The organism is Flavobacterium aquatile LMG 4008 = ATCC 11947, from assembly GCF_000757385.1.
Taxonomy (GTDB): Bacteria; Bacteroidota; Bacteroidia; order Flavobacteriales; family Flavobacteriaceae; genus Flavobacterium; species Flavobacterium aquatile.
On sequence record NZ_JRHH01000003.1, the window covers coordinates 370558 to 395300 of the forward strand.

General features: G+C 31.7%; 21 protein-coding genes. 10 read left to right on the forward strand and 11 right to left on the reverse strand.

The window, feature by feature from the left end; genetic code table 11:
* Positions 1 to 74 precede the first annotated feature (74 nt).
* Positions 75 to 1961: a molecular chaperone HtpG gene (gene htpG / locus LG45_RS07620; protein ID WP_035125860.1), complete on the reverse strand. Its 1887-nt coding sequence runs from the start codon at positions 1959 to 1961 to the stop codon at positions 75 to 77.
* A gap of 174 nt (positions 1962 to 2135) precedes the next feature.
* Here htpG and LG45_RS07625 point away from each other — a divergent pair, with 174 nt between their 5' ends.
* From LG45_RS07625 to LG45_RS07645, 5 genes are all read left to right on the forward strand, one after another.
* Complete coding sequence (locus LG45_RS07625; RefSeq protein WP_035125861.1) at positions 2136 to 2609, forward strand: lipocalin family protein; 474 nt, start codon at positions 2136 to 2138, stop codon at positions 2607 to 2609.
* Positions 2610 to 2630: 21 nt separating this feature from the next.
* Positions 2631 to 3326 (forward strand): YiaD family glycine zipper/OmpA-like lipoprotein, encoded by a 696-nt coding sequence (locus tag LG45_RS07630; protein ID WP_035125863.1) that lies wholly within the window; start codon positions 2631 to 2633, stop codon positions 3324 to 3326.
* Positions 3327 to 3476: 150 nt separating this feature from the next.
* On the forward strand, positions 3477 to 4148 hold the full coding sequence (locus LG45_RS07635; protein WP_035125865.1) for a TetR family transcriptional regulator C-terminal domain-containing protein: 672 nt from the start codon (positions 3477 to 3479) through the stop codon (positions 4146 to 4148).
* Between the two features lie 3 nt (positions 4149 to 4151).
* Complete coding sequence (locus tag LG45_RS07640) at positions 4152 to 5462, forward strand: ABC1 kinase family protein (RefSeq protein WP_035125867.1); 1311 nt, start codon at positions 4152 to 4154, stop codon at positions 5460 to 5462.
* A 105-nt stretch (positions 5463 to 5567) separates the two neighbouring features.
* A complete protein-coding gene (locus LG45_RS07645) occupies positions 5568 to 6488 on the forward strand; it encodes an ABC transporter ATP-binding protein (RefSeq protein WP_035125869.1) in 921 nt (306 codons plus the stop codon).
* A 49-nt stretch (positions 6489 to 6537) separates the two neighbouring features.
* On the opposite strand, the gene LG45_RS07650 is transcribed toward LG45_RS07645, so the two are convergent.
* Complete coding sequence (locus LG45_RS07650; RefSeq protein WP_035125871.1) at positions 6538 to 8946, reverse strand: prolyl oligopeptidase family serine peptidase; 2409 nt, start codon at positions 8944 to 8946, stop codon at positions 6538 to 6540.
* A 149-nt stretch (positions 8947 to 9095) separates the two neighbouring features.
* Between LG45_RS07650 and LG45_RS07655 the strand changes: the two genes are divergently transcribed.
* The 4 genes from LG45_RS07655 (at position 9096) to argS (ending at position 14519) form a co-directional block, all read left to right on the forward strand.
* A complete protein-coding gene (locus LG45_RS07655) occupies positions 9096 to 10358 on the forward strand; it encodes a T9SS type A sorting domain-containing protein (RefSeq protein ID WP_035125873.1) in 1263 nt (420 codons plus the stop codon).
* Between the two features lie 710 nt (positions 10359 to 11068).
* A complete protein-coding gene (locus LG45_RS07660; RefSeq protein ID WP_035125874.1) occupies positions 11069 to 11401 on the forward strand; it encodes a YegP family protein in 333 nt (110 codons plus the stop codon).
* Between the two features lie 159 nt (positions 11402 to 11560).
* A complete protein-coding gene (locus LG45_RS07665; RefSeq protein ID WP_035125876.1) occupies positions 11561 to 12568 on the forward strand; it encodes a 3-oxoacyl-ACP synthase III family protein in 1008 nt (335 codons plus the stop codon).
* A gap of 175 nt (positions 12569 to 12743) precedes the next feature.
* On the forward strand, positions 12744 to 14519 hold the full coding sequence (argS, locus tag LG45_RS07670) for an arginine--tRNA ligase (RefSeq protein WP_035125877.1): 1776 nt from the start codon (positions 12744 to 12746) through the stop codon (positions 14517 to 14519).
* Between the two features lie 71 nt (positions 14520 to 14590).
* On the opposite strand, the gene LG45_RS07675 is transcribed toward argS, so the two are convergent.
* From LG45_RS07675 to LG45_RS07715, 9 genes are all read right to left on the reverse strand, one after another.
* On the reverse strand, positions 14591 to 15139 hold the full coding sequence (locus LG45_RS07675; protein WP_035126704.1) for a YceI family protein: 549 nt from the start codon (positions 15137 to 15139) through the stop codon (positions 14591 to 14593).
* A 13-nt stretch (positions 15140 to 15152) separates the two neighbouring features.
* The gene (locus tag LG45_RS07680) at positions 15153 to 15518 is read right to left on the reverse strand and encodes a hypothetical protein (RefSeq protein WP_035125879.1); all 366 of its coding nucleotides are present in this window, start codon (positions 15516 to 15518) and stop codon (positions 15153 to 15155) included.
* Positions 15519 to 15536: 18 nt separating this feature from the next.
* Complete coding sequence (locus tag LG45_RS07685) at positions 15537 to 16409, reverse strand: DUF5777 family beta-barrel protein (protein ID WP_035125880.1); 873 nt, start codon at positions 16407 to 16409, stop codon at positions 15537 to 15539.
* Positions 16410 to 16414: 5 nt separating this feature from the next.
* Positions 16415 to 16807, reverse strand: coding sequence for an OB-fold protein (locus LG45_RS07690; protein ID WP_081932056.1), 393 nt, complete (start codon positions 16805 to 16807; stop codon positions 16415 to 16417).
* Between the two features lie 79 nt (positions 16808 to 16886).
* A complete protein-coding gene (locus tag LG45_RS07695) occupies positions 16887 to 17777 on the reverse strand; it encodes a T9SS type A sorting domain-containing protein (protein WP_035125882.1) in 891 nt (296 codons plus the stop codon).
* Between the two features lie 151 nt (positions 17778 to 17928).
* Positions 17929 to 20475 carry a TonB-dependent receptor gene (locus LG45_RS07700; RefSeq protein ID WP_131494643.1) on the reverse strand — a complete coding sequence of 849 codons (2547 nt, stop codon included), beginning with the start codon at positions 20473 to 20475 and terminating at the stop codon, positions 17929 to 17931.
* Positions 20472 to 21377 carry a FecR family protein gene (locus LG45_RS07705; RefSeq protein WP_035125885.1) on the reverse strand — a complete coding sequence of 302 codons (906 nt, stop codon included), beginning with the start codon at positions 21375 to 21377 and terminating at the stop codon, positions 20472 to 20474. Before LG45_RS07705 ends, LG45_RS07700 begins: the two co-directional genes overlap by 4 nt.
* Positions 21378 to 21432: 55 nt before the next feature.
* On the reverse strand, positions 21433 to 23013 hold the full coding sequence (locus LG45_RS07710) for a T9SS type A sorting domain-containing protein (RefSeq protein ID WP_035125886.1): 1581 nt from the start codon (positions 23011 to 23013) through the stop codon (positions 21433 to 21435).
* A 70-nt stretch (positions 23014 to 23083) separates the two neighbouring features.
* Positions 23084 to 23590, reverse strand: a complete 507-nt coding sequence (locus tag LG45_RS07715; RefSeq protein WP_035125891.1) for an RNA polymerase sigma factor — start codon at positions 23588 to 23590, stop codon at positions 23084 to 23086.
* A 113-nt stretch (positions 23591 to 23703) separates the two neighbouring features.
* Between LG45_RS07715 and LG45_RS07720 the strand changes: the two genes are divergently transcribed.
* Positions 23704 to 24741, forward strand: coding sequence for a hypothetical protein (locus LG45_RS07720; protein ID WP_035125893.1), 1038 nt, complete (start codon positions 23704 to 23706; stop codon positions 24739 to 24741).
* The last annotated feature ends 2 nt before the right edge of the window (positions 24742 to 24743 follow it).

Here is a 24743-nt window from a genome sequence, read left to right on the forward strand (position 1 = left end):
CAAATGTAATAAAAAAACCTGCAAGTTTTCACTCACAGGTTTAAATCTTCCATCTTCAAACTTTCGTCTTCCGACTATTTTATTAACTCAAAACTTCTTTTTACGAAAGCGGTTAGTTCTTCTCCTTTTAAAAGTCCTTGCGAAATTTTGGCTAAATCTAACGCTTGTTTTACCAAACTTTTTTGAACTGATTTGTCAGATGTATTTAAGATTGTTGTAGCTAATTCTGAATTAGTGTTTACCACTAAATTGTACATTTCTGGGAAATTACCCATTCCGAACATTCCGCCACCGCCAGATTGACTCATTTCTTTCATTCTTCGCATGAATTCTGGTTGCGTAATTAAGAATGGCGCAGCATTGCTATCCATTGGTTCTAATTGCACAGAATAATTGGTTTTTGGAACAATTTCTTCTAAAACTGTTTTTAGATTTCCTTGCTCATCTTCCGATAATTTAGAAATTTGAGTTTCTTCTTTCTGAATTAATTTTTCGATAGAATCACCATCGACACGAACGAAAGTTAGGTTTTCATTATCTGATTCTAATTTCTGAATTAAATGCGATATAATTGGTGAATCCAATAGTAATACTTCGTATCCTTTATCTTTTGCAGCAGCGATATAACTGTGTTGTGCATCTTTGTTAGAAGCATAAAGTATTACTAGTTTTCCGTTTTTATCGGTTTGATTTGTCGTTAAAGCTTCTTTCAATTCTGATAACGTATAGTATTTGTCATCAACTGTTGGATACAAAACAAAATCGCCTGATTTTTCGTAGAATTTAGGTTCCGATAACATTCCGTATTCAAGAACAATTTTGATGTCGTTCCATTTTTTCTCAAAATCTTCGCGGTTTTCATTAAACAAACCTTTAAGTTTGTCGGCAACTTTTCTAGTGATGTAGTTAGAAATTTTCTTTACATTACTATCGGCTTGCAATCCAGAACGCGAAACATTCAATGGAATATCTGGTGAATCAATTACACCTTTTAACATTCCTAAAAATTCGGGAACAATTCCTTCTACATTATCAGTTACAAAAACTTGATTCTGATACATTTGAATTTTGTCTTTTTGCAACTGTAAATCGGCACTCATTTTCGGAAAATACAAAATACCAGTTAAATTAAACGGATAATCTACATTTAAATGAATATTGAACAACGGATCTTCAAATTGCATTGGATACAATTCGCGATAAAATGATTTGTAATCTTCATCAGATAAATCCGTTGGTTGTTTAGTCCATGCTGGAGTTGGATTGTTGATGATGTTATCTACTTCAACTTCTTCTGGTTTAGCATCTTCTGCAGCATCTTCTGCCAATGGGAGTGCTTCTTTTCTAGTTCCAAATTTAATTGGAATAGGCATGAATTTGTTATATTTTGTAAGTAATTCTCTAATTTTAAATTCTTCTAAAAATTCTAATGAATCTTCAGCAATGTGAAGAATAATTTCGGTACCACGTGAAGTTTTGTCAGAAGGTTCTAAAGTAAATTCTGGGCTTCCGTCGCATGTCCAATGTGCTGCTGGTTCGTCTTTGAATGATTTTGTTATGATTTCAACTTTTTCTGCAACCATAAACGCCGAGTAGAATCCTAATCCGAAATGACCGATAATTCCTGAATCTTTGGCAGAATCTTTATATTTTTCTAAAAATTCTTCAGCTCCAGAAAATGCAACTTGATTGATGTATTTTTCAACTTCGTCAGATGTCATTCCTAAACCTTGATCAATAATGTGAAGTTTTTTTCCTTCTTTATCGATTTTTACTTCAATTATTGGGTTGCCATATTCTACTTTGGCTTCACCAATACTTGTTAAATGTTTTAATTTTAAAGTTGCATCTGTTGCATTTGAAACCAACTCACGAAGAAAAATCTCGTGGTCATTGTAAAGAAATTTCTTAATTAAAGGGAAAATGTTTTCTACTGAAACATTAATTTTTCCTGTTGACATATTTTGAACTTTTAAGTTAAACAATTTTCAAGTAGTAGTCAAATTCAATACCAAAACTTCTTTTCTGACAAAATGACGTAGTAGTAATTCTACAATTTTTGAATATAATTGTATAAAAAGTTTCCGTAAATTTGCAACTATATTTGTAGTATAAAATTCTAAAACTTAATTTATATGAAAAAAAGTATTTTTTTAATGTTGTTTTCAATATTTATTATGGGTTGTAAATCTAAAACACCTGTAACAAGTACTGTAGTTGACAACAAAACAGAGCGAGCAATTAAAGGTAATTACGTATTATCTTCTGTGAGTTATCCGGGTTCAGATTATATCAAGGTTTCATCATTTGATGTAGCCGATTCTAAATGTTTTGTGGGAAGTAAATGGAAATTTGTTTCTAACAATAACAAAGGAAATTTCGCATTGGACAATGCAAGTTGCACTAGTTTTGTATCAGATATTACTTGGTACATTAATAAAGACGGTAAATTTGTAATGAAAATTCTTAACGATAGCAAATCGAAAAAATTAAAAGAAGGTTATATTTTGAGAGTTCAAAATGTAACAGAATCTTCATTTCAATTGGTTGATTTAGGCGATGTAGGTGGAAAATCGATAGATATAGTTTATCAATTTCAAAGAAATTAATAATTTAAATAATAAATAGATATGAAAAAAGGTACGATATATTTTTTAGTAAGTGTTTTTGCTTTCGGTACAGTTTTTACAAGTTGTGAGGCTGTAAAAAATACAAACAACACACAACGTGGTGCTGGAATTGGTGCTGTTGCCGGTGGAGTTCTGGGAGCAGTTCTAGGAAATAACCTTGGAAAAGGTGGTAACGGAGCAATGGGTGCCGTTCTTGGTGGCGTTATTGGTGGTGTTGCTGGTGGAGTAATTGGTAACAAAATGGATAAACAAGCGAGAGAAATTCAAACTGCTTTGCCTGGTGCACAAGTAGAGCGTGTTGGTGAAGGTATTCGTTTAGTACTGGGTGAAAACGCAGTACGTTTTGATACTAATAAATCTACGTTGACAACTGCTGCTAAAGCAAATTTAGATAAATTGGTTCCTGTATTTCAAAGTTATGCAGATACTGATATTGTAATTTATGGTTATACAGATATTACTGGAAAACCTGAATATAACTTGACTTTATCTGAGCAAAGAGCAGCTTCTGTAAAAGCCTATTTAGCTGGTAAAGGATTAAATACTTCACGTATTAATACAACTGGTTTAGGTATTGCAGATCCAATTGCAACTAACGATACTCCAGAAGGAAGAAGCCAAAACCGTCGTGTAGAATTTGCAATTACTGCAAATGCTAAAATGGTGGAAGAAGCTAAAAAAGAAGCAGGAAACTAAAGAAAATAGTTTACATAAATGAAAGCGTTCCTAGAAATTAGGAGCGCTTTTTTGTTTTCAAATATTTTGAACGACATTTAACAAATATTTTTGTTTACTTTATTTCTCTATTAGTTAAACAATAACTAACTTTACATCAAATTCAATAAAATGGAAACTACAAAGAAAACAACTGCAAAGAAGAAACTGATTGATGATAATCAAATCATTTCTAAGTACATGGATTATGTGTTGGAAAAAAATGAAGAACCAAAAAATGTTTTTTCGTTTTGTAAGGAGCATAAAATTGAGGAAAAAGATTTTTATACTTTCTTCGGATCAATTGATTCTTTAAAACAAGAAATTTGGGTGAAATTTTTCGAAAATGCTGTAGAAACTATATCTAAGGAAGAAGCATTTGAAACATACACCGATAAAAATAAATTGCTAACGTTGTATTTCACTTTGTTTGAATTACTTACACTAAATAGAAGTTTTATCTTATTTAACTTGAAGGATAATAAGGAAGGTTTAAAGAATTTGAAAAATTTAAAACTTTTTAGAAACCATTTTAAAGATTTTATCGTAAATATCATTAATAACAACGAAACTATAGTTAGTGATAAAGTTACCAAAATCACTAAACCTGTATTTTCTGAAGGTGCATGGATTCAGTTCTTATTTTTATTGAAATTTTGGATGGATGATACTTCAAAAGGTTTTGAAAAAACGGATGTTTTAATTGAAAAATCGGTGAATACAGTAGTCGATTTATTAGATACAAAACCATTAGAAAGTTTATTCGATTTAGGTAAATTCCTTTGGAAAGAAAAAATGAATTAGTACATGAAAACATTAGATAAAATTCCAACAGGAAAAATAGAGCGCGCCAGTCAATTAGTAAAAACCGGATTTAAAGTTGGAGGAAATTATGTTGCTTATTATGGTGAGAAAATTGTAAATCCGTCTTTAAATCGTGATAAATTAAACGAAAGTAATGCCGAAGATATTTATGACGGATTAAAGAATTTAAAAGGAAGTGCGTTGAAAGTTGCTCAAATGTTGAGTATGGACAAAAGCATTATGCCGCAGCAATATGTAGACAAGTTTTCGTTGTCGCAGTTTTCGGTTCCGCCATTGTCTGCGCCATTAGTTAGAAAAACATTTAAAAAATATTTAGGTCAATATCCAGAGAACTTATACGATTCATTTACGCCAGATGCTATGAACGCTGCGAGTATCGGTCAGGTACATAAAGCGACCAAAGATGGGAAAAATCTTGCTGTGAAAATCCAATATCCAGGTGTAGCTGATAGTATAAGTTCGGATTTGGCTTTAGTAAAACCGTTTGCCATCAGAATGTTTAACATTAAAGGAAAAGATTCTGATAAATATTTTAAAGAAGTTGAAGATAAATTATTAGAAGAAACCGATTATAACTTAGAATTAAAACAAAGTTTAGAAGTTTCAGAATGGTGTAAGCATATTACGAATTTACGTTTTCCAAAATACTATCCAGAATTATCTTCTGAGAAAATATTGACAATGGAATGGATAGATGGAGAACATTTATCAGAATTTGCAGCACAGAATGAAGATAGAGAAAAAGGAGATAAAATCGGTCAGGCACTTTGGGATTTTTATATGTATCAAATGCATCATTTAAAACAAGTTCATGCCGATCCGCATCCTGGAAATTTCTTGATTGACAAAAATGATATGTTAGTTGCAATAGATTTTGGTTGTATAAAACACGTTCCGTTAGAATTTTATGTTCCGTATTTTGAATTGGCAAAACCAGAAGTAATTGATAATTCGAAGTTGTTCAATGAGAAATTGTACGAATTAGAGATTTTAAGATTAGACGATTCAAAAGAAGAAATCGTATATTTTACAAAGTTATTTCATGATTTATTGAGTTTGTTTACCAAACCATTTCATGGCGATTATTTTGATTTTTCAGATGATGATTTCTTTGGACAAATTGCCACAATGGGTGAAGAATTTGCAAAAGACACGCAATTAAGAAAAATGAATGGGAACAGAGGTTCCAAACATTTTTTATACATAAATAGAACCTTTTTTGGTTTGTATAATTTACTTCATGATTTAAAGGTTAGAGTAGATACCAAAGCTTATGAGAAGTACATTAATTAATGATTAGTTTGTTTATTGGTTAGGTTGAAAGAGCGGTTCTCTACTTTAGAATCGCTCTTTCTTTTTTTTAAATTACTACTTTTGCAGTATAGAATCATCAAGAAAATGCTCCAAGTAAAATCCATCTCCTTTTCGTATTTAAAAGAAAAAACCATTCTAAATGCTTCATTTTCGCTAGAAAAAGGAAAATCACTTGCTATAATTGGCGAAAGTGGTTGCGGAAAAAGTACGCTTTTAAAATTAGTTTACGGTTTGTATGACTTAGATGAAGGAGCCATTTTTTGGGAAGATACCGAAGTTTTAGGTCCGAAATATAATCTTATTCCAGGAATGGATTTTATGAAATACCTCGCACAAGATTTTGATTTAATGCCTTACATAACTGTTGCAGAAAATGTTGGAAAATATTTATCCAATATCGATTCTGATAAAAAATGGAATAGGGTAAAGGAGCTTTTAGAAATTGTAGAAATGGAAGATTTCTTTGATGTAAAGGCCAAATATTTAAGTGGCGGACAAATGCAAAGAGTCGCCATTGCTAGAGTTTTAGCGCTGGAGCCAGAAGTTTTATTATTCGACGAACCTTTTAGTCACATCGATAATTTCAGAAAAAATAGTTTGCGAAGAAAGTTGTTTGCTTACTTAAAAGAAAAGCAAATTACTTGTCTGGTTGCCACTCACGACAGCACCGATGTTTTATCATTTGCAGATGAGGTTTTGGTAATGAAAAATGGTGAAATCACAGAATACGGAACTCCAAAAACATTATACCAAAATCCAAAATCCAAATATATTGCCTCACTTTTTGGTGATGTAAATGAGTTGAAAATTGATGGAAAACAAAAATATATTTATCCGCATCAATTCGAAATTGTCGATAAATCGGATATAAAAGTCGAAGTTCTAAATTCCTATTTCAGAGGAAGTCATTATTTGATTGAAGCAAAATTGAATAATGAAATTCTATTTTTCGAAAATAATTCTGAAATTAAAAAAGCAACGCAGGTTCATCTAAAAATAAAATAGACCTTTAAAAATGATTAAAGGTCTATTCTCTATTTTCTATTCTCTCTTTTTAGTTTTTCAAATATTTTTCTAAGAACTGATCTTGTTCCCAAAGCAAGTGCAAAATGTTTTCTTTAGCAGCATAACCATGTGATTCTTTTGGTAAAATCACCATTCTTGTCGGTGCGCCCAAATTTTTCAATGCTTGAAAGTAACGCTCTGTTTGCAAAGTAAAAGTTCCCGGATTATTATCGGCTTCACCGTGAACTAAAAGTAAAGGTGTCTTCATTTTATCGGCATTCATAAAAGGCGACATTCCGTTGTAAATGGCTGGAACATCCCAATAATTACGTTGCTCGCTTTGAAATCCGAAAGGCGTTAAAGTTCTGTTGTATGCACCACTTCTTGCAATTCCGCAAGCAAATAAATTAGAGTGTGTAAGTAAATTTGCGGTCATAAAAGCACCATACGAATGTCCGCCAACAGCTACTTTTTTACGATTGATGTATCCTAAATTATCGACAGCATTTATTGCAGCTTCGGCATCATCAACCAATTGCGTAATAAAAGTATCATTTGGTTCTGTTGTTCCTTCACCGATGATAGGAAACGATGCATCGTCAAGAACGGCATAACCTTTAGTAACCCAATATACAAACGACCCATAATTCGGAAATGTAAATTCATTCGGATTTTTGTCGTTTTGTCCAGCCGAGTTTTTGTCTTTAAATTCTGCAGGATAAGCCCAAATTAACAACGGTAATTTCTCTTTTTTAGTTCGGTCATAATTTGCAGGCAAATATAAAGTTCCCGATAAATCTACACCGTCTTTTCTTTTGTACTTAATCACTTCTTTGTACACATTTTTGATACTTTCAAACGGATTTTGAAAAGCAGTAATAGGCGTCAATTTACCCGATTTAATATTTCTGAAATAGTAATTCGGATAATCATTTTTAGATTGAATCATAACCAAAACATCACCTTTTTTAAAATCTTCAATCGACATCAAATCTTCTTTTTTGTCTTTAATTTTTGAGGTGTAAAGTCGTTTCGTTTTTAATGTTTTCAAATTCATTTCATCAATAAAAGGAAACTGACCTTCTTTGGTATGTCCATCACCAATTAAATAAGCATTTCCGTTTTCTGTTGCAATAACGTATCTTCCAAATTCATTTTTCTTGGTTTCAAAATTTCCTGGATCAGAATAAATATCTTGCGAATTTCTATCCGAAATTACTTTTGGAACTTCATTTGGATTGGATGGATTTAGCAAATAAGTTTTCGTATTTCTTGTATCGTACCAACTGTCATAAGCAATTGCAAACGAATCATTTCCCCAAGTTATACCACCAAAACGTTGTTGTGTCTTCATCATTGAAGTTGGAGCCGAATTAAAAGGTGCATTCCACTGAAAAACTTCATCTCTGTAATCTACTTTTTTAGCTTGGTCACCTTCATCAAGTGCTTCAACGTAAACCAAAGTTGCTGGTTTGTCTGCTCGCCAACTCATGCTTCTTTTTCCTTTTCTAACCGATGAAAAACCTTTTGGCATAATTTCGGTTAGCGGAACTTCGTTTACTTGTTTCACCTCTTTTCCAGTCAAATCATAAACTACAGATTTCTGAGGAAAACGGCTCAAAGGAACAATGTAAGAATAAGGTTTCTGGATGGTTGTTAGCATCAAATAATTTCCATCTGGCGAAAAACTTTCTCCGGCATAAATATCGGCCGATTTAAATAAACTCGCTGTTCCAGAAGTAGTGATTTTATACAATTCAGAAGTTACTAATGCATCAAAATTTGCTTCATCCGATTTATTTTTCAGCAAATCTTGATACGTTCTATTTTGCGATTTTGAACCATCACTTACAGAAACTGTTGGTCCTTTTGGCAAATCTTTTTTCTCATCAATTAAAGCTGGTCGGTTTTTAGGCAATACTTTTACTAATAAAGTTTCGTTGTCTTTCATCCAGCTAAATGGACTTCCTAAATTGGCATTTAGATTATCAGAAGTTATTTTTTTTGCAGCAGCAGAAGCTACATCAATAATCCAAAGTTCTACTCCAGAATTAGTCGTGTTGGTAAAAGCAATTTTCTTTTCGTTTTGCGACCAAGCTACATTCGAAATCTTAGCATTTGATGGTAATCCACTAACTTGAGTTTCATTTTTATCGCTAATTTTTCTAAGTTTCAAATTGTTAACATACGTAACCGTACTCGAAATATTAGTCACAGGATTAATACGTAATCCACCCAAACGCATTTCTTCTTGATTCAAATCGTCTAGCGTTTTGTAAGTGTTTCTGTAACTCAATAGCATGTATTCTTTTTTAGAATCCATACTTACAGACGGTGCTCTTTCATAATCGGCAAGTGCCATAATTTCGGACGAAGGCTTTTTATAAGTAAGATTCTCTTGTGCAAAACTTGAAAATCCTAACCCAATTAAAAACAATGATAAAATTCTTATTTTCATGGACGTTTGGTTTTAGTAAAAAATATTGGTCTAAATTACTATAATTGTGTTACAAATTGAACGAAGTTTTAGTTAAAAATTAAAATCAAAAAAGAAGTTGTAATCGTTCATAGTAATCCAATTTTTTCTAATTTTATAAAAAAATTGAAATGAAAAAAATTACTTTCTTGATTGTGTTGTTTACCAATATTCTAGTAGCGCAATACACATGGAATCCATTAACTTCAATTCCTGCTAATGGTGGCGGACAGCGATTTGACGATGTTTTTTTTCTCGATGAAAACTTGGGTTGGGCTGCCAATGGCGGATTTGCAGCAGTTTATAAAACTACAGATGGAGGTGCTAATTGGACGCTTCAAGCCAATAATACAACTTTAGGAAGCAGTCATTATTTTAGAAATATTGAATTTCTAAACAGTAACATTGGTTTTTTAGGAACGCTAAATAATAAATTTTACAAAACTGTTGATGGAGGAACCAACTGGACTTTGGTCAACAACATTACACCCAATCCGCAAGCAATATGTGGTTTAGATTGCGTAGGAACTTCTACCGTTTATGGTTGTGGCGCCTATTTTTCTCCAGCGTATGTTATAAAATCTACCGATAGCGGCGCAACTTGGCAATACATCGATATGAGTGCTTATGCCAATGCGTTGGTCGAAGTTTTATTCGTAGACGAAAACATCGGTTACGTATCTGGGAATAATAATTCTGGAGCTGTAATTTTAAAAACCACGAATGGCGGATCAACTTGGACGACAATTTACAACGGAACAATTCCGGGTGAATATGTTTGGAAACTTCAAATTTTGGCTAGTAATCCCAATGTGTTTTTTGGTTCAATAGAATCGATTGCACCCAATTCGGGAAAAATGATAAAATCTACCGATGCTGGAGTTACGTGGATAAGCAAGAATTTTCCAGATGTCGATGTTCAAGCCATTGGTTTTGTTACTGAAAATCATGGTTGGATGGGCGGACACAATTCGGGATTTTACGAAACTTTCGATGCTGGAACCACTTGGACCAATACGTCTGTTGGAAGCAATTTAAATAGAATTTTCTTCATCGGAGATATTGCTTATGCTTCGGGTACAACCATTTATAAAATGTCAAATGCCTTGTCCAATGGCGATTTTCAAGAAGTAGATAGAATTCCTTTAAAAGTTAGAGTTGCTCCAAATCCAATCAAAGATAAATTGAATTTAGAAATTGATTTTCTTGGAACCGATCATTTACTTCTAGGCTTATATTCCATCGACGGAAAATTAATCAAGCAATGGAAACCAGAAGAAATTACCACAGCTGGAATAAGAAAATACACCTTTGATTTTCCTTATCCAAAAGGAGTTTACATTCTAAACTTACACACCAATACAGGAAGACAATCGGTTAAAGTAATAAAATAACGGAACACTTTTTCAAGTAGCTATTTCCTGCTTTCCACTACAAGTCCTCAGTACAACAACAATTTTTCTAAGCTGTAAAAAGAGCTTCCGTTGGTCGCTTTTTTACAGCAAGAAAAATAAGTTGTTGTACTTCCGGGCTTTTCGTTGCAATCAGGGCTAGGCTTTTACGTAGTAAAAAACTATTTTTTTTAAAAGATATTCTGTTTTAAAGTTTAAAATAAAATTTGGAAAGTAAGAGATGTTTTGGGGTTTTTGAATAGTTTACACTTTTTGTATTATTCTTTTTGTGTGCACCAAAATGAAGATTGAGCTAGCTATACGTTGGCTCAGATTATAATTTTAAGATTTCATAAAGGATAATCATGATGCCAAACATCGCTAATACTAACGCTCCTAAAAAAACTTGAAGCTTTGTCGCGAATAACATATCACTAGTTTTATATTTATAAAATTTATATTTTCTTAATAGAAAGATAGCAATAATTAACGAAATAATTCCAATTAGTAAAAAGTTATAGCTCATAATTAATTCTTTTTTATTTACACGTTAGCCCAGATTTACAATCCGTTCCTAATAAAACATCATCAACAAATCTAACAAAATAATCCTCAATAGATTTACAAATCTTGTAGAATTAATTCGATTAATTTGCTACTTATAAATTGTTTTCTTAATTTTATTATCCAATTAATAATCAAACAAATACACTATGGGAAAATTTGTAATTACAACTCGTAAAAATGGAGAATTTCAATTCAATTTAAAAGCTGGAAACGGTCAAACTATTCTTGCAAGTGAAGGTTATTCAACAAAAGCTGCTTGCGAAAACGGAATAGAATCGGTTAGAAAAAATTCACAAGATGATGCTCGTTATGATCGTCTTGAAGCTAAAAGTGGTCAAGTTTATTTTAATCTAAAAGCTGGAAACGGTCAAGCCATCGGAAACAGTGAAATGTACGAAAGTGCAGCTTCAAGAGAAAACGGAATCGAATCGGTAAAGAAAAATGCACCAGATGCAACTGTAGAAGATCAATCGGCATAATATTTATAAATAGCTTATAAAAACCATCTTTTTTAGGATGGTTTTTTTATTTTTACACTGCATTGTCAATTAACAAATCTAAAATTTAAGCCAATATTTAATCGTATTTTTTAAAAGATAACTAAATTTGTGCTGTCAATTTTGCTAAAAATATAATATATGTATCATTCAAAAATATCGGGATTAGGATTTTATGTTCCTGAAAATGTGGTTACTAATGATGATTTATCCAAACTTATGGATACCAATGACGAGTGGATTCAAGAACGAACCGGAATTAAAGAAAGACGTCATATTATTCGTGGTGAAGATACCACAACATCCATGGGTGTAAAAGCCGCCGAAATAGCTATAAAAAGATCTGGTGTTGCTAAAGAAGACATCGACTTTATTGTTTTCGCTACATTAAGTCCAGATTATTATTTTCCTGGTCCAGGAGTTTTGGTACAACGTGATTTAGGTTTAAAAACCGTTGGCGCATTGGATGTTAGAAATCAATGTTCTGGATTTATTTATGCTTTGTCGGTTGCCGATCAGTATATTAAAACCGGAATGTATAAAAATATTTTGATTATTGGTTCAGAAGTACATTCCACAGGTCTTGACATGACCGATAGAGGTAGAGGCGTTTCTGTAATTTTTGGTGATGGAGCAGGTGCGGCTGTCTTGAGTAGAGAAGAAGATTTATCGAAAGGAATTTTGTCAACTCATTTACATTCAGAAGGATTGCATGCTGAGGAATTGATTGTAAAAGCACCAGGAATGGGCGATCGTTGGGTTACCGATATTATTGCAGATAATGATCCAAGTGATGACAGTTATTTTCCTTACATGAACGGACAATTTGTTTTTAAAAATGCCGTGGTGCGTTTTAGTGAAGTTATTATGGAAGGATTAACTGCCAACAATTTGCAAGTATCAGATATTGACATGTTGGTACCACATCAAGCCAATTTGAGAATCTCGCAATTCATTCAGCATAAGTTCAAACTGTCTGATGATCAAGTTTTTAACAACATTCAAAAATACGGTAATACAACTGCAGCTTCCATTCCAATTGCTTTAACAGAAGCTTGGGAACAAGGAAAAATTAAAGAAGGCGACACACTTGTTTTGGCTGCTTTTGGTAGCGGATTTACGTGGGCAAGTGCTATCATTAAATGGTAATAATTCAAATTAATTTATAAATTCAAAACTCGGAAAGTAATTTTCGAGTTTTTTTATTTTTAGAATAACATCAATTAAATCTATCACATTAAGTTGAAATTCGTGCAATCTGTATCGAAAATTCGTTCATTTTTCCAATAAAATCCTATCTTTGCAACCTTAAAAAAATAACAAAATGTCACTACAAGAAATTCTAAATCCGAGTATTAAAGAAGCTGTTCAAAAAACATTCGATATCGCTATCGAAAAAATTGAATTTCAAGCTACTAGGAAAGATTTTGAAGGTGATATTACAATGGTGATTTTTCCATTATTGAAAATTATCAAAGGAAATCCGGTTGAAATCGGAACTAAAATCGGGAATTATTTGGTTGAAAATGTTGCACAAGTGGAGAAATTCAATGTGGTTGCAGGATTTTTAAACATCGTAATTTCGGATGCTTATTATGTCAATTTCTTTAACGAAATTCAATCCAATGACAAGTTCGGATTTGGTACTGCTTCCGCAAATGATAAAGCGGTTATGGTAGAATATTCGTCTCCAAACACCAATAAACCCTTGCATCTTGGTCACGTTCGAAACAATTTATTAGGCTATTCTGTTGCTGAAATTATCAAAGCATCAGGAAAAAAAGTATATAAAACGCAAATCATCAACGATAGAGGAATTCACATTTGTAAATCGATGTTGGCTTGGCAGAAATTTGGAAACGGACAAACTCCAGAAAACTCAGGTTTGAAAGGCGATAAATTGGTTGGAAATTTTTATGTAGAATTTGATAAAGTTTACAAAACCGAAATTGCGGCTTTAATGGCCGAAGGAAAATCAGAAGAAGAAGCTAAAAAACAAGCGCCAATTATTCAAGAAGCACAACAAATGCTACTAGATTGGGAAGCTGGAAAACCAGAAGTTATAGAACTTTGGAAAACTATGAACCAATGGGTTTACGATGGTTTTGCTCAAACGTATAAAAGTTTAGGCGTTGATTTTGATAGTTATTACTACGAATCAAATACGTATTTGCTTGGGAAAGAAGTTGTTCAATTTGGACTAGAAAAAGGTATTTTCGAAAAAGATGCTGATGGTTCGGTTTGGATTGATTTAACGCCAGACGGATTGGATAGGAAAATCGTGCTTCGATCTGATGGAACTGCGGTTTATATGACGCAAGATATTGGAACCGCTATTCAACGTGTGAAAGATTTCCCAGATGTTGGCGGAATGGTTTATACCGTTGGAAACGAGCAAGATTACCATTTTAAAGTTTTGTTTTTAATTCTGAAAAAATTAGGTTTTGAATGGGCAGAAAACTTGTATCATTTGTCTTATGGAATGGTAGAATTGCCATCAGGAAAAATGAAATCTCGTGAAGGAACTGTGGTTGATGCCGACGATTTAATGGAAGAAATGACTACAACGGCAAAATCAATTTCGGAAGAATTAGGAAAATTAGACGGGTATTCTGATGAAGAAAAAGCCAATTTATACAAAACCATCGGACTAGGAGCTTTAAAATATTTTATGTTGAAAGTAGATCCAAAGAAATCGATGATGTTCAATCCAGAAGAATCGGTTGATTTTGCTGGAAATACTGGACCATTTATTCAATATACTTATGCGCGAATTCAGTCTATTTTGCGTAAAGCTACCTTTGATACCACTCAAAAAGTAACTATCGAATTGCATCCGAAAGAAAAAGAATTAATCAAACAAATTGAGTTGTTTCCAGAAATAATTCAGAATGCTGCTCACAATCATAGTCCGGCTTTAGTTGCCAATTACACTTATGATTTGGTGAAAGAATTCAATTCGTTTTATCAAAATGTATCTATTCTTGGTGAAGAAAATCAAGATAAAAAAGTATTCAGAGTTCAATTGTCTAAAAAAGTAGCCGATACTATAAAACTAGCATTTGGACTATTAGGAATTGAAGTTCCTGAACGAATGTAAATACCAAACCCGATCAGTAAAATTACTCATCGGGTTTTTTTAAACAAAAACAAAAACTAAAATAAAACTAACTAACTTTCTCCTAATATAAATTGGGTAGATAATTTAACTTCTTTAGAAATTTTGTCTTTTACCAAACTAGGAATTTCTATATTGTAATCGGAAAGTTTAACTGAAAAATCTGATTGTGCATTCACTTTGTTGGCATCTTTACTCAAATAAATTTTGGTTTTTATTTTTTTTGTGATACCGTGAATGGTTAAATCTCCTTCAAGTTCATAAGCGGTTTTAGAAGTTGTAAGCTTAGATTTATCGAAATTCAGAACTTTTCCTTTAAAGGTTGATTTTGGAAATTTAGAAGATTCTAAGTAGTTTTCATTGAAATGTTCTTCCATTAAAGGCGATTTAAATTTGAATCCTTTTACAAGAACTAATGTTACAAAATCTCCTGTTGTTTCATTGAAAATGCAAGAAGCTGTTGCATTAGAACCTGCTATTTCCTCAAGAGCGGATGGCATTGTTGCTTCAAATTTTACTGCTCCATTTCGCGTCAATAATTTTTGCGAGAAAACAGTAGTTCCTGCTAAAAAGCATAGTGTAATAATTGCTATTTTTTTCATTTTGTGTTTTAATTTAGTTAACATATCCTTGCGTTTTCCATAGTTTAATCATATCAATTGTGGTTTGTGGCATTCTACCAGTTGGCGGCATAATGTTGTCACTAAAACATTGCGACGGATTATCAATATAGCACAAAACACCACCTTCGGCTGGATTAGTGTCAACGCTTAGTTTCACTTCGTCATAAGTTGTTAAATTTGGAAATTGATCATCGTTTTTATGACAAGTAACACACTGAGAATCAAAAAGCGGCTTAATGTTTTTTGTATAAGTAGGATTGGTTACAGTGGAAATCTCGGAGTAGGTATTTGATTCACAAGAAGTTGCTGCAAATACGCATAATAGTATAATCGCCAGTAATATTGTTATTTTTTTCATTTTTAAATTATTTTAGTATTAAAAAACTCGGTACATGTTAAATCCAAAATAGATGCCACCACCTTTTGTTAAACTCCAATCTCCTTTAGTATTTGAAAATACGGCAACGTCATTCATAGGTTGACTATTAGAGAAAATCATTTGAAAAACATGGCCACCAGTTTCAATATCAAATCCTACAGAAAGAGGATTATTATAAGGAGAATCGAAATCTTTAGAAGTATTTAATCGCGCTGCATATTCCATATTTAAACTTATTCTTTTTGATAGTTTATATCTTCCTCCAGCACCAATTAAAAATAAATCTTTTTGCTCCGTGAAGTCATCATATAAGTTTTTGTGAACATAGATAGGAGCAACTTCAAATGAAAATGATTCAGAAAATTTTCTAGATATAATTAGTTGAGAAGTATACGCTAATCGGTTAGAAAATTTTAATCCTGGATTAACCTCTTTTTTCAATTCACTGTTGATGTCCATTGTGTTATAACCAACAATTGTAAAAGGAAATCCTTGGTCAATTTGGTTTACCAATTTATATTTTGCAGCCAATTCATAGGTTTTATTATTTCTATGTCTCGATGCACCAATTGACAACCAGTTAGTTGCGCCATAAATTGCACCAATTTTTGTAATGGCTTCGTCTAGTCCAAAGAAGTTTTCAAATCCGTTGGTTACATCACCAAATCGATGTGAAATTAGGATATACCATTCTCCTTTTACAGGCAACTTTGTTGATTGCATGTTGCAAATTTGTAATGCTTTAAAAGCGTACGGAGTAATTGTCTTTTCTTTGGTTTTTAATGAATCTAGTTCATTTAGTAAATCATCTTGTGCGATTGCAGTTCCAGTAAATAGAAATACTAAAGCAATAGTTAAAAAGTTTTTCATGTGTTTTATTTATTAATTATTTGGCATTGGTCAAGTTTTACTTCTCCCATTAAATCATCAAATCCAACAATTCTACCTTTGATAGTTACTTCTTTGTTTTGTTTTATTGTTGCATTACTTTCTTTTAAATTGCAGATTACGGTGTTATCAAGAATGACTTCTAATTCAGAGATGTTTGTAATTTTACCTGAAATTGCGACCGCTTTTTCTAAATACTTTTTATTAGATATTTCAGTGGTATTGATAAATTCGTTAGTTATATTTTTTGCTGTTGTTGTAAAAACGGTCTCTTCAGAAGATACATCTCTTGCTCCGCCATGCATGACATAATTGTAGCCGAGAATACCTATAAAAAATAGTATAAAAAGGCCGATTGATAGTTTTTTAAATTTACTCATAGTTGTTAAATAGGAATTGTTAAGTTATTTGAAAATAGTATGATTTGCAGTTGTTATCTTGAAGATATCAAGTGATAAATTATTTATCAATAATCACTTCATAGTTAGAAATTCCATAATCGTTTTCTAAACTAATAACATAATTTCCATTACTTAAATTAGTAAGGTCGAGTATTTTTATTGTTTGATAAGAAGGCGTAATATTGTTTTCAGAATAAACAATTTGTCCTAGAAGATTAAAGACTTTTATGTTTTTTAAATCATTTTTCAGACTTAAATTAAAAATTCCAGAAGATGGAACAGGATAAATTACAACAGATGGTTCTTGGAATTGAACATCTGCAACAGAAAGCGCGGATGGAACCCAATCTATAACCACACCATTTATATAAGTGTCGCCAGTTGGTGTTAAATGCACACTTGCTGGACCTTTTGTAAAAGTAAAACCAATTAATTCGTTATGATTATTAGACCCAGAATCTACCCAAGAGCTTTCAACCCAGACTTTATAAGTTCCGTCTGCGACTGTTGTTCCATTAATTGTTCCAACTACATTTTTTCCATCCCAAGTTATTGTTTTAGTTCCAAATGCGGTTGGTCTAATTGAACCTGCAGGAATCGTTCCTGCTGTAGTTGCTGTTGCCGTGCAAGTCGCTCCAGAAATAGCATCGGTAGTATTGCAAGTTGCTGTAGTCGCATTTGTTAACGCACCACCAGATTTTACTGCCCACGTTGGTAAATGGTCTTTAGTTGAATTCGATACAAACCTGTATTTGGTTTTTATAAAAGTTCCAGTGCCATTCTCAATCCAAACGGCTAAAACGTTTTTAATTCCTGCATTTGGTGCAGGACTTGTAGGTTGCGGTTGATTGTAAGTAAAGGTTAAAGTTCCCGGAGTTTGTGCATAAGCACTAAATGTAACTAAAAAAAGTGCTGTACAATTGATAGCTTTTAACAAAGTTTTTTTCATAATTAGAAAGATTAAATTTTAGAAATAGGTTTTATTGTGCGACTAAATTTTAACGTATTTAGTTGCTACTACTTAAAAACATTTCCATTAATTTTAACCCTACTAAGTATTGCTTAAGATTGTATTAAGATCGTTTAACGACACATTTCATTTAAAAATTGTACCTTAAAAAAGCATTAAAAGTTCTTTCTAAGGCAAAAGTATTTACTTGTTCAATAGAATTCGTATTGGTATTTACGCGGTAATTTTGATTGATTATAATTTTAGAATCCAATAAATTTTGGACAGAGAATCCGAAAAGTAAATTCGATTTTTCACTGATTGAAATTTTATAACTACTGGAGAAATTCATTTGAAAATAGTCTTCAAGATTAGTAGAATTTGGTTCTTGATAGCCAATTTGGGGATTGTCTGGCGTGTTAAATATTGGTAATGAACTTGAGGGAAGCGTGTTGGGTTTTCCGGTAAACCATCTTGAACCAAGAGCTATTTTTAGTTTTTGATAATCATAAATGACTGCCATTCCTACATTGTGATTGATTTCATAATTATTCGGAAAAGCATTAGTTGAAAAACTTTCGAAATTGTAATTGTTATTCGTGTAAGTGTAACTTAGCCACGCTGTGAAATTGTAAAACTGCTTTTGAATTAAAAATTCTGAACCTAGAACGGTATATTTTCCGTTAATTCTTGAAAATTCCAATTGGTTTTGAAATCCTTGACTCATGCTGGTAATTCCGTTTACCGATTTGTAAAAATTGTCTAAAGTTAGTAGCCAATTGTTCTTTTTAAAAGTAAATCCAACCGAAACCTGATTGCTTTTTACTACAGGAATTGTTTCGTTATTTGCTAAAATCCAACGACGTTTTTCTACACCAAGAAAATCTTGCTGCAAATCGACAATTTGTGAAGTTACTTGGCTTTTTCTCTCGGCTAAAATTTCTGCAAAAAACGATTTAGAAAATGAATAATTAAATTGTAATCTTGGTTCAAATAAATATTCTTCGAGTTGCGTAATGTAGGTTTGACGTAAACCAACAGCAGTTCTAAGTTTTTTATTTTGAGAGGAATACTGTAGTTCTCCAATTAACGAATGACTGTGTAAAACATCTTTAATTCTTCTTGAAAAAATGGGGCTGTTGATTCGGTCAAAATTTCTAATTCCGATTTCGTTGAATTGATAACCGTTGTTGAATTTCCAATTTGTAGCGATTTGATGACTATTTTTAATTTTAATTCCAGTATCTAAAATAGTATTTTCTTGATTCAAAATTTGATTACTTTGTATCGATTCATTTTCAGATTCAATAGTGTAATACGAAGTATAAACATTTATTTCTGATTGGTTTTTCTTATTCCAATTCACTTTTAAAGTAACATTTCCTCCAAGAGTATGTTGTTCTAAAGAACTATTTTTAGCAATTAAAATAGCGTTTTCTTGCTTGGATTCATTAAACTCTAAAAGATTATTAATTGAAATTAAATCGATGTTGAGATCCATTTTCGAATTAATTTTTTGGTCAAATTGTAATGAGAAATCGTAAAAATAAAAATCTTCATTGTTCATGTAATTAATTACTTCATCGTTGGTAAGATTGGTTACGGCTGTATTTTGAAAAATTCTATTGTAATAGTTTTTGTAAGTTGGCGAATTGATAAAATCGGTATGTGAACGGCGCGCACTTAATTCGAGATTTGAATTTTGTGAAATTTTAAATTTGGCGTTAACATCGGCACTAATCATATTTATTCCAATAGAACCGTTGGTTTCCTCAGATGTATTTTTGTGAGTAGAAATATCGACAACGCTTGAAACGCTTTCACCATAAAAAGGAGAGCTTCCGTTTTTAGTAATTTTAATGGTATGCGCCAAATTCGGATTTAAAGCAGATATCAATCCGAAGAAATGTCCTGTTTGAAAAAGTCGAATTCCGTTCCATAAAAACAAATTTTGATCATGTGTTCCGCCACGAACGTTGAGGTTCGAGATGGTTTCGTCTGTACTTGCAATTCCGGGAATTTGTTTTAAAGTTTCAAATACATCTGGCTCAGTTAAGCCAGGAAGAAGTCCGAATTTTTTAGGTTTTATTTCAAAAGTTCCGTCTAGTTTTTTTGTAATTCCCTTAGTTAAATAGGTTTGAGTTACAACTTCAGATAATTCATTTAAAACAGGTTTTAATGTTAAAGTCGGACACTTATTTGTGTATAATTCAATAGATTGTATTGTGAGTTTTTCGTAATTTACGTGAGAAAACTCTATTGGATTTATTGATTTTATGTTTAATTCAAAATATCCATTTTCATTACTCGATGTTGAATAGTTTGTTCCAATTACTTTTATGTTTGCATATGCAATTGGTTGATTAGAAAAAACGTCTACAATAAAGCCGCATAAGGGTTTGTCAAGGTCTTTATTGTTAACAACAGCTATATAACTTTTAGATGTAAATTGAAATTTTAAGCGCGTTTTATCTGAAATATAATCGAGTTTTTCGTTTAAAGTTAGAGCGTTTTTTGGAGGAATAATTTTGAAAATAGCAATTTCTTCATCTATATAATTAAAATTCACACCATGTTGTTGCTCTATTTTTTCAAGAATTTTTATCAATAAAATGCTATCGCTTCTATCTTGAGCATTTGCACTCAAAACACAAACAAAGCACATCAACAAAGACGCAAAATACTTTTTTATTTTCACTTTATTTCTTCAATAACATAGTTTGAATTAGTAGATTTTGAATACTTTAAGTGATAGATTGAGGTGATTGTTTTTAATGCTATATCAATATTGTTCGTCGGAATTTTACCCGTAAACAATTGATCTGATTTGATGTTTTTAGCATCAATTGTAACATTATATTGTCGTTGAATTTCTTCTAAAACTGCCGTTAATTTTTCTTTTTCGAATGATAATTCTTTAGAAAGCCATACTGGTTTCGCATCGGAAATAGTCTTGCTTACAATTTTTTCATTGCCTTCAAATGAAACCATTTGACCTGGAGTTAAAATTACTTCTTGAGTGTTGAAGTTTACTTTTACTTTACCTTCGAAACAAACTACGTCAAATCGATCTTTTCTTGCTTTAACATTAAATTGTGTGCCAAGGACACTTACCTTTCCAAGGTTGGTGTTGACTTCAAACTTTTTTCCTTTGGCAACTTTAAAGTAGGCTTCGCCATTTAATTTCAACTTTCGATTACTATCCCAGTTCCATTTTTTAAAATCAATTTGCGAACCAGAGTTTAATATTACTTCAGAATTATCTGGTAATAAGAAGGTGGTTTGTTTTCCATTTTCTGCCAATTCTGTTGTAGGAGTGAAAGTATTAAAAGCAAAAAATAATCCAAATCCTATTACTAAAACAGCAGCAATTCTCATGAACCAATTTGGTTTTAAAGTAACAACTTTTGGAGTTTGTTTTTTGGTTTCTAATACCGTGTTCAATATTTTATTTTCATCAAATTTAGGTGTTTCTAATTGTGATGAATATAATTTTATTTTTTCATATAATGGGAAGTCAGGATCAGCTTGAAATTCTTTCAATTCTGCATCAGTCATTTCTCCATCAAGCCATTTTGCTAATTTATAATTTTCTTCCATTTTTTTTCTTCCTTATTCGAAGGTATCGAATTGTTATTTAATTTACAAATTCAGCTTATTTTTTTATAAGCTTTATTGTTTTTTGATTATTGTTTGAAACCAACCTACAAATGTACATTCCGCTATTTACGTTTGATAAATCAAGTTCATTATTAATTTTATTAAGTTTCTTTTCTAATATTAATTTTCCAGAGACATCATAAATTGATAGATTTGAATTATTTTCATTTTCGTAGAGTTGGATATTTACTTTATCTGAAAATGGATTTGGATAAACTTTTGTATTCTTAAAAATGTCCTCTTGATTTGATAATACTACAGGATTGTAGTGGTATACAGTCATATTATGCTCACTTATTGCAAAAAGACTTTCGTCGTTAGCAATTTTGCAATATATTCCGCTTCCACCATAGATATTTGGTGTACTTATCCATTGTTGGACTCCATTGTTACTATATTTTAAAACTACCATTTGAACTGTTGACATAGAAGTACTGGCTGTTGGTCCGCCTTTACCAATCACTATTGGTTCTCCAAGTGTATTAGTTGTTATAAAATAGGGAATTTCATCAACACTACTAACGGCGTCGTATACTGTATTCCATAATAAATTTCCATCGGTATCAATTTGTAATGTTCTCCAATTGGGTTCAAAACCATATGAAGCCGAAATAATGCTGACTTTATTTCCTCCGAGTGAAAATCGTTGAGGAAAATCGTTTCCTCCAAAATCGTAATTTTGTTGCCAAAGTAATGTTCCAGTTGAACTTACTTTTTGAACTAAAATATCAATATTATTTGTTGGAACTGACATTGAATGATTGGTTCTTCCTAAAATATAAATATTTCCCGAATCGTCAACTTCTAAATCTTCACCAAAACCACTAAAAAAGCCAGGATTGATATTGTTAACATGAATGAATCCTGCGGAAAAAACTAGATTTCCCAAAGTATCCCAAACTACTAATGGAGTTCCATGAACAGTATCTCCTGATCCGGTCATGTATATTTTGTCATTTTTTAATCGCATTGATCCAAAACCATAAGCACTATTTGTAGCATTACTTGTTTGAAATACTATTGTACCACTTGGATTTAGTTTTATCAAAGTTAAACCATATGGTGTTAATTGAGATGTTCCAATATATAAATTTCCATCAGCATCAACTTCACTTCTTAAGGTGAAACTTGGAGAAATTCCAACAGTTGATGCTGTAACTGGAATAGTATTTTTCCACAGTAAAACTCCTGAAGGATTATATTTTAAAACTACAATTGCATTTGCATATTCTTGAATCCCAGACGATGTAGTACTAAATGTATATCTTTTTCCAACAACGTATACGTTTCCATTTGAATCACAATTGCTCCAAATAGGTTTTTGATAATTGCTAGCAATTCCTGACGCATCTGAAACTTCCCATAAAAAAGTCCCTGAAGGAGAATACTTTCGGGTATAAATGTTGCTATGAAGCCAATGACCTGTCACAAATGCATTATTAGAATTATCAATAGCCATCATTACAGCCGATTTATTATATTCTGATGCGTCTTGCATCCAATCAAAAGTATATTGAGCAGAAATTATCTGACTTGTAAATAGCGATAAAACAATAATAAGTAAAGTTTTTTTCATGATTGAGCTAATTAAGTTAGGAACTAATTTGTTTGTTGCTAAGTTTATAACAAATCAAAATATAATTACCCTACTTAAAGTTTTCAAATTCTTTTCGTAATTCAACTAGAGCTAAATGAATACGTTTTTCTACAGCTTTTACACTAATATTTAGTTCCTCGGCAATTTGAGCATATTTTTTTCCGTCTATTCGGTGCATTAAAAAAGCGACACGCTGCGTTTCATTCAATCGATCAATGGCATTTAATAATTTAGATTTAAATTGTTCTTCCTCTAATAAAAATTCTGGATTTTCATTGGATCTGTCATTTAGAGAATTATTCTTTTGATAATTTACAACCACTTTTTGATGGGCAATTACATTTAGAGATGTATTATTTGCAATAGTGTAAATATAAGATTTGGCTTTTTCTAGAGGAACATCAGCACAATTTTGCCATAGTTTAATGAAAGCTTCTTGTGTTGCATCTTCTGCCTGATCTTGGTTGCCAAATTTATAAAGCAGAAAATTTCGTAACTGTTTTACATGGTTTTTAAAGAATTCTGAAAAAACATTTTCTTGGCACGTATCACTCATTTTATTTCTATGGAATTTAATGATGTATAAAGTAGCGTAAATATAATTATTTTTTTTATTTTTCGGTAGGGTTTTATTTAAGTCAATTGTTTTTAATTAAATACGTGCATATTATGAAAGCGAGTCAATTTATTTTTCTAGGTTTTTTATCCATTTTATTTTTCTCTTGCCAAAAAGAAGAAAACGAAGTGATACAAGATCCAACACAAAATCTAAATAAAACTTCACCATTAGTAAATTTATTATCGAGAGTTTCTCAAAATGCTACTTCGCAGGATAATGTTTTAGATAATTCTAGTTGTTTTAGTGTTCAATTGCCAGTAACAGTTATTGTTAATGGTGATAATGTAGTTGTTCAAACCGAAGCTGATTATCAAACGGTTCAAGATGCCATCGACGCTTTTTCTGATGATGATGATATTGTGAATTTTATTTATCCAATAACTATTCAGTATCAAAATTTTTCTACTCAAGTTATAAATAATTCTGATGCTTTAGATGATGTTTTGGACGACTGTGAGGACAACGATGACGATTTTGACGAAATTGATTGTATTACTTTAAATTACCCTGTTGTTTTAAATATTTATGATAGTAATAATCAATTAGCTAGTACATTGACAATAACTAATGATGTTCAGTTTTATAATTTTATTGAGAATTTAGATGATAACGAATTTATTGCAATCAATTATCCAATTTCTATTGTTGATTCCAACGGAAATAATATTGTCATTACTAGCAACAGTCAGTTAGAAGACATTATCGAAGAATCTATCGATGATTGCGATGATAATTCTGGTGGTGGCGGAAGTGCTGATTTCTCTGATGTTATTACAAATGGAACTTGGTATGTTTCTTATTTTTTCGAAGGCGATGATAATGAAACAAGCGATTATGTCGGTTATAATTTTACCTTTTCTGCAACCGGAACGATTACTATTGTTAAAGCTTCAACAACAACCAATGGAAGTTGGAGTAATTATATTGACAGTGGTGATGATATATTAAGCTTAAATTTTGATGATTCCAATTTAGATGAATTAGAAGAAGATTGGGAAATTACAGAATATTCTTCAACAGTAATAAAACTCAAACATATAAGTGGAGGAGATGGTGAAACCGATTATTTATATTTTACAAAAAACTAAAA

Excerpts from the sequence above, each read along its gene's own strand:
- htpG (WP_035125860.1), bottom strand. The coding sequence starts at position 1,961 with ATGTCAACAGGAAAAATTAATGTTTCAGTAGAAAACATTTTCCCTTTA.
- LG45_RS07625 (WP_035125861.1), top strand. The coding sequence starts at position 2,136 with ATGAAAAAAAGTATTTTTTTAATGTTGTTTTCAATATTTATTATGGGT.
- LG45_RS07630 (WP_035125863.1), top strand. The coding sequence starts at position 2,631 with ATGAAAAAAGGTACGATATATTTTTTAGTAAGTGTTTTTGCTTTCGGT.
- LG45_RS07635 (WP_035125865.1), top strand. The coding sequence starts at position 3,477 with ATGGAAACTACAAAGAAAACAACTGCAAAGAAGAAACTGATTGATGAT.
- LG45_RS07640 (WP_035125867.1), top strand. The coding sequence starts at position 4,152 with ATGAAAACATTAGATAAAATTCCAACAGGAAAAATAGAGCGCGCCAGT.
- LG45_RS07645 (WP_035125869.1), top strand. The coding sequence starts at position 5,568 with ATGCTCCAAGTAAAATCCATCTCCTTTTCGTATTTAAAAGAAAAAACC.
- LG45_RS07650 (WP_035125871.1), bottom strand. The coding sequence starts at position 8,946 with ATGAAAATAAGAATTTTATCATTGTTTTTAATTGGGTTAGGATTTTCA.
- LG45_RS07655 (WP_035125873.1), top strand. The coding sequence starts at position 9,096 with ATGAAAAAAATTACTTTCTTGATTGTGTTGTTTACCAATATTCTAGTA.
- LG45_RS07660 (WP_035125874.1), top strand. The coding sequence starts at position 11,069 with ATGGGAAAATTTGTAATTACAACTCGTAAAAATGGAGAATTTCAATTC.
- LG45_RS07665 (WP_035125876.1), top strand. The coding sequence starts at position 11,561 with ATGTATCATTCAAAAATATCGGGATTAGGATTTTATGTTCCTGAAAAT.
- argS (WP_035125877.1), top strand. The coding sequence starts at position 12,744 with ATGTCACTACAAGAAATTCTAAATCCGAGTATTAAAGAAGCTGTTCAA.
- LG45_RS07675 (WP_035126704.1), bottom strand. The coding sequence starts at position 15,139 with ATGAAAAAAATAGCAATTATTACACTATGCTTTTTAGCAGGAACTACT.
- LG45_RS07680 (WP_035125879.1), bottom strand. The coding sequence starts at position 15,518 with ATGAAAAAAATAACAATATTACTGGCGATTATACTATTATGCGTATTT.
- LG45_RS07685 (WP_035125880.1), bottom strand. The coding sequence starts at position 16,409 with ATGAAAAACTTTTTAACTATTGCTTTAGTATTTCTATTTACTGGAACT.
- LG45_RS07690 (WP_081932056.1), bottom strand. The coding sequence starts at position 16,807 with ATGAGTAAATTTAAAAAACTATCAATCGGCCTTTTTATACTATTTTTT.
- LG45_RS07695 (WP_035125882.1), bottom strand. The coding sequence starts at position 17,777 with ATGAAAAAAACTTTGTTAAAAGCTATCAATTGTACAGCACTTTTTTTA.
- LG45_RS07705 (WP_035125885.1), bottom strand. The coding sequence starts at position 21,377 with ATGGAAGAAAATTATAAATTAGCAAAATGGCTTGATGGAGAAATGACT.
- LG45_RS07710 (WP_035125886.1), bottom strand. The coding sequence starts at position 23,013 with ATGAAAAAAACTTTACTTATTATTGTTTTATCGCTATTTACAAGTCAG.
- LG45_RS07715 (WP_035125891.1), bottom strand. The coding sequence starts at position 23,590 with ATGAGTGATACGTGCCAAGAAAATGTTTTTTCAGAATTCTTTAAAAAC.
- LG45_RS07720 (WP_035125893.1), top strand. The coding sequence starts at position 23,704 with ATGAAAGCGAGTCAATTTATTTTTCTAGGTTTTTTATCCATTTTATTT.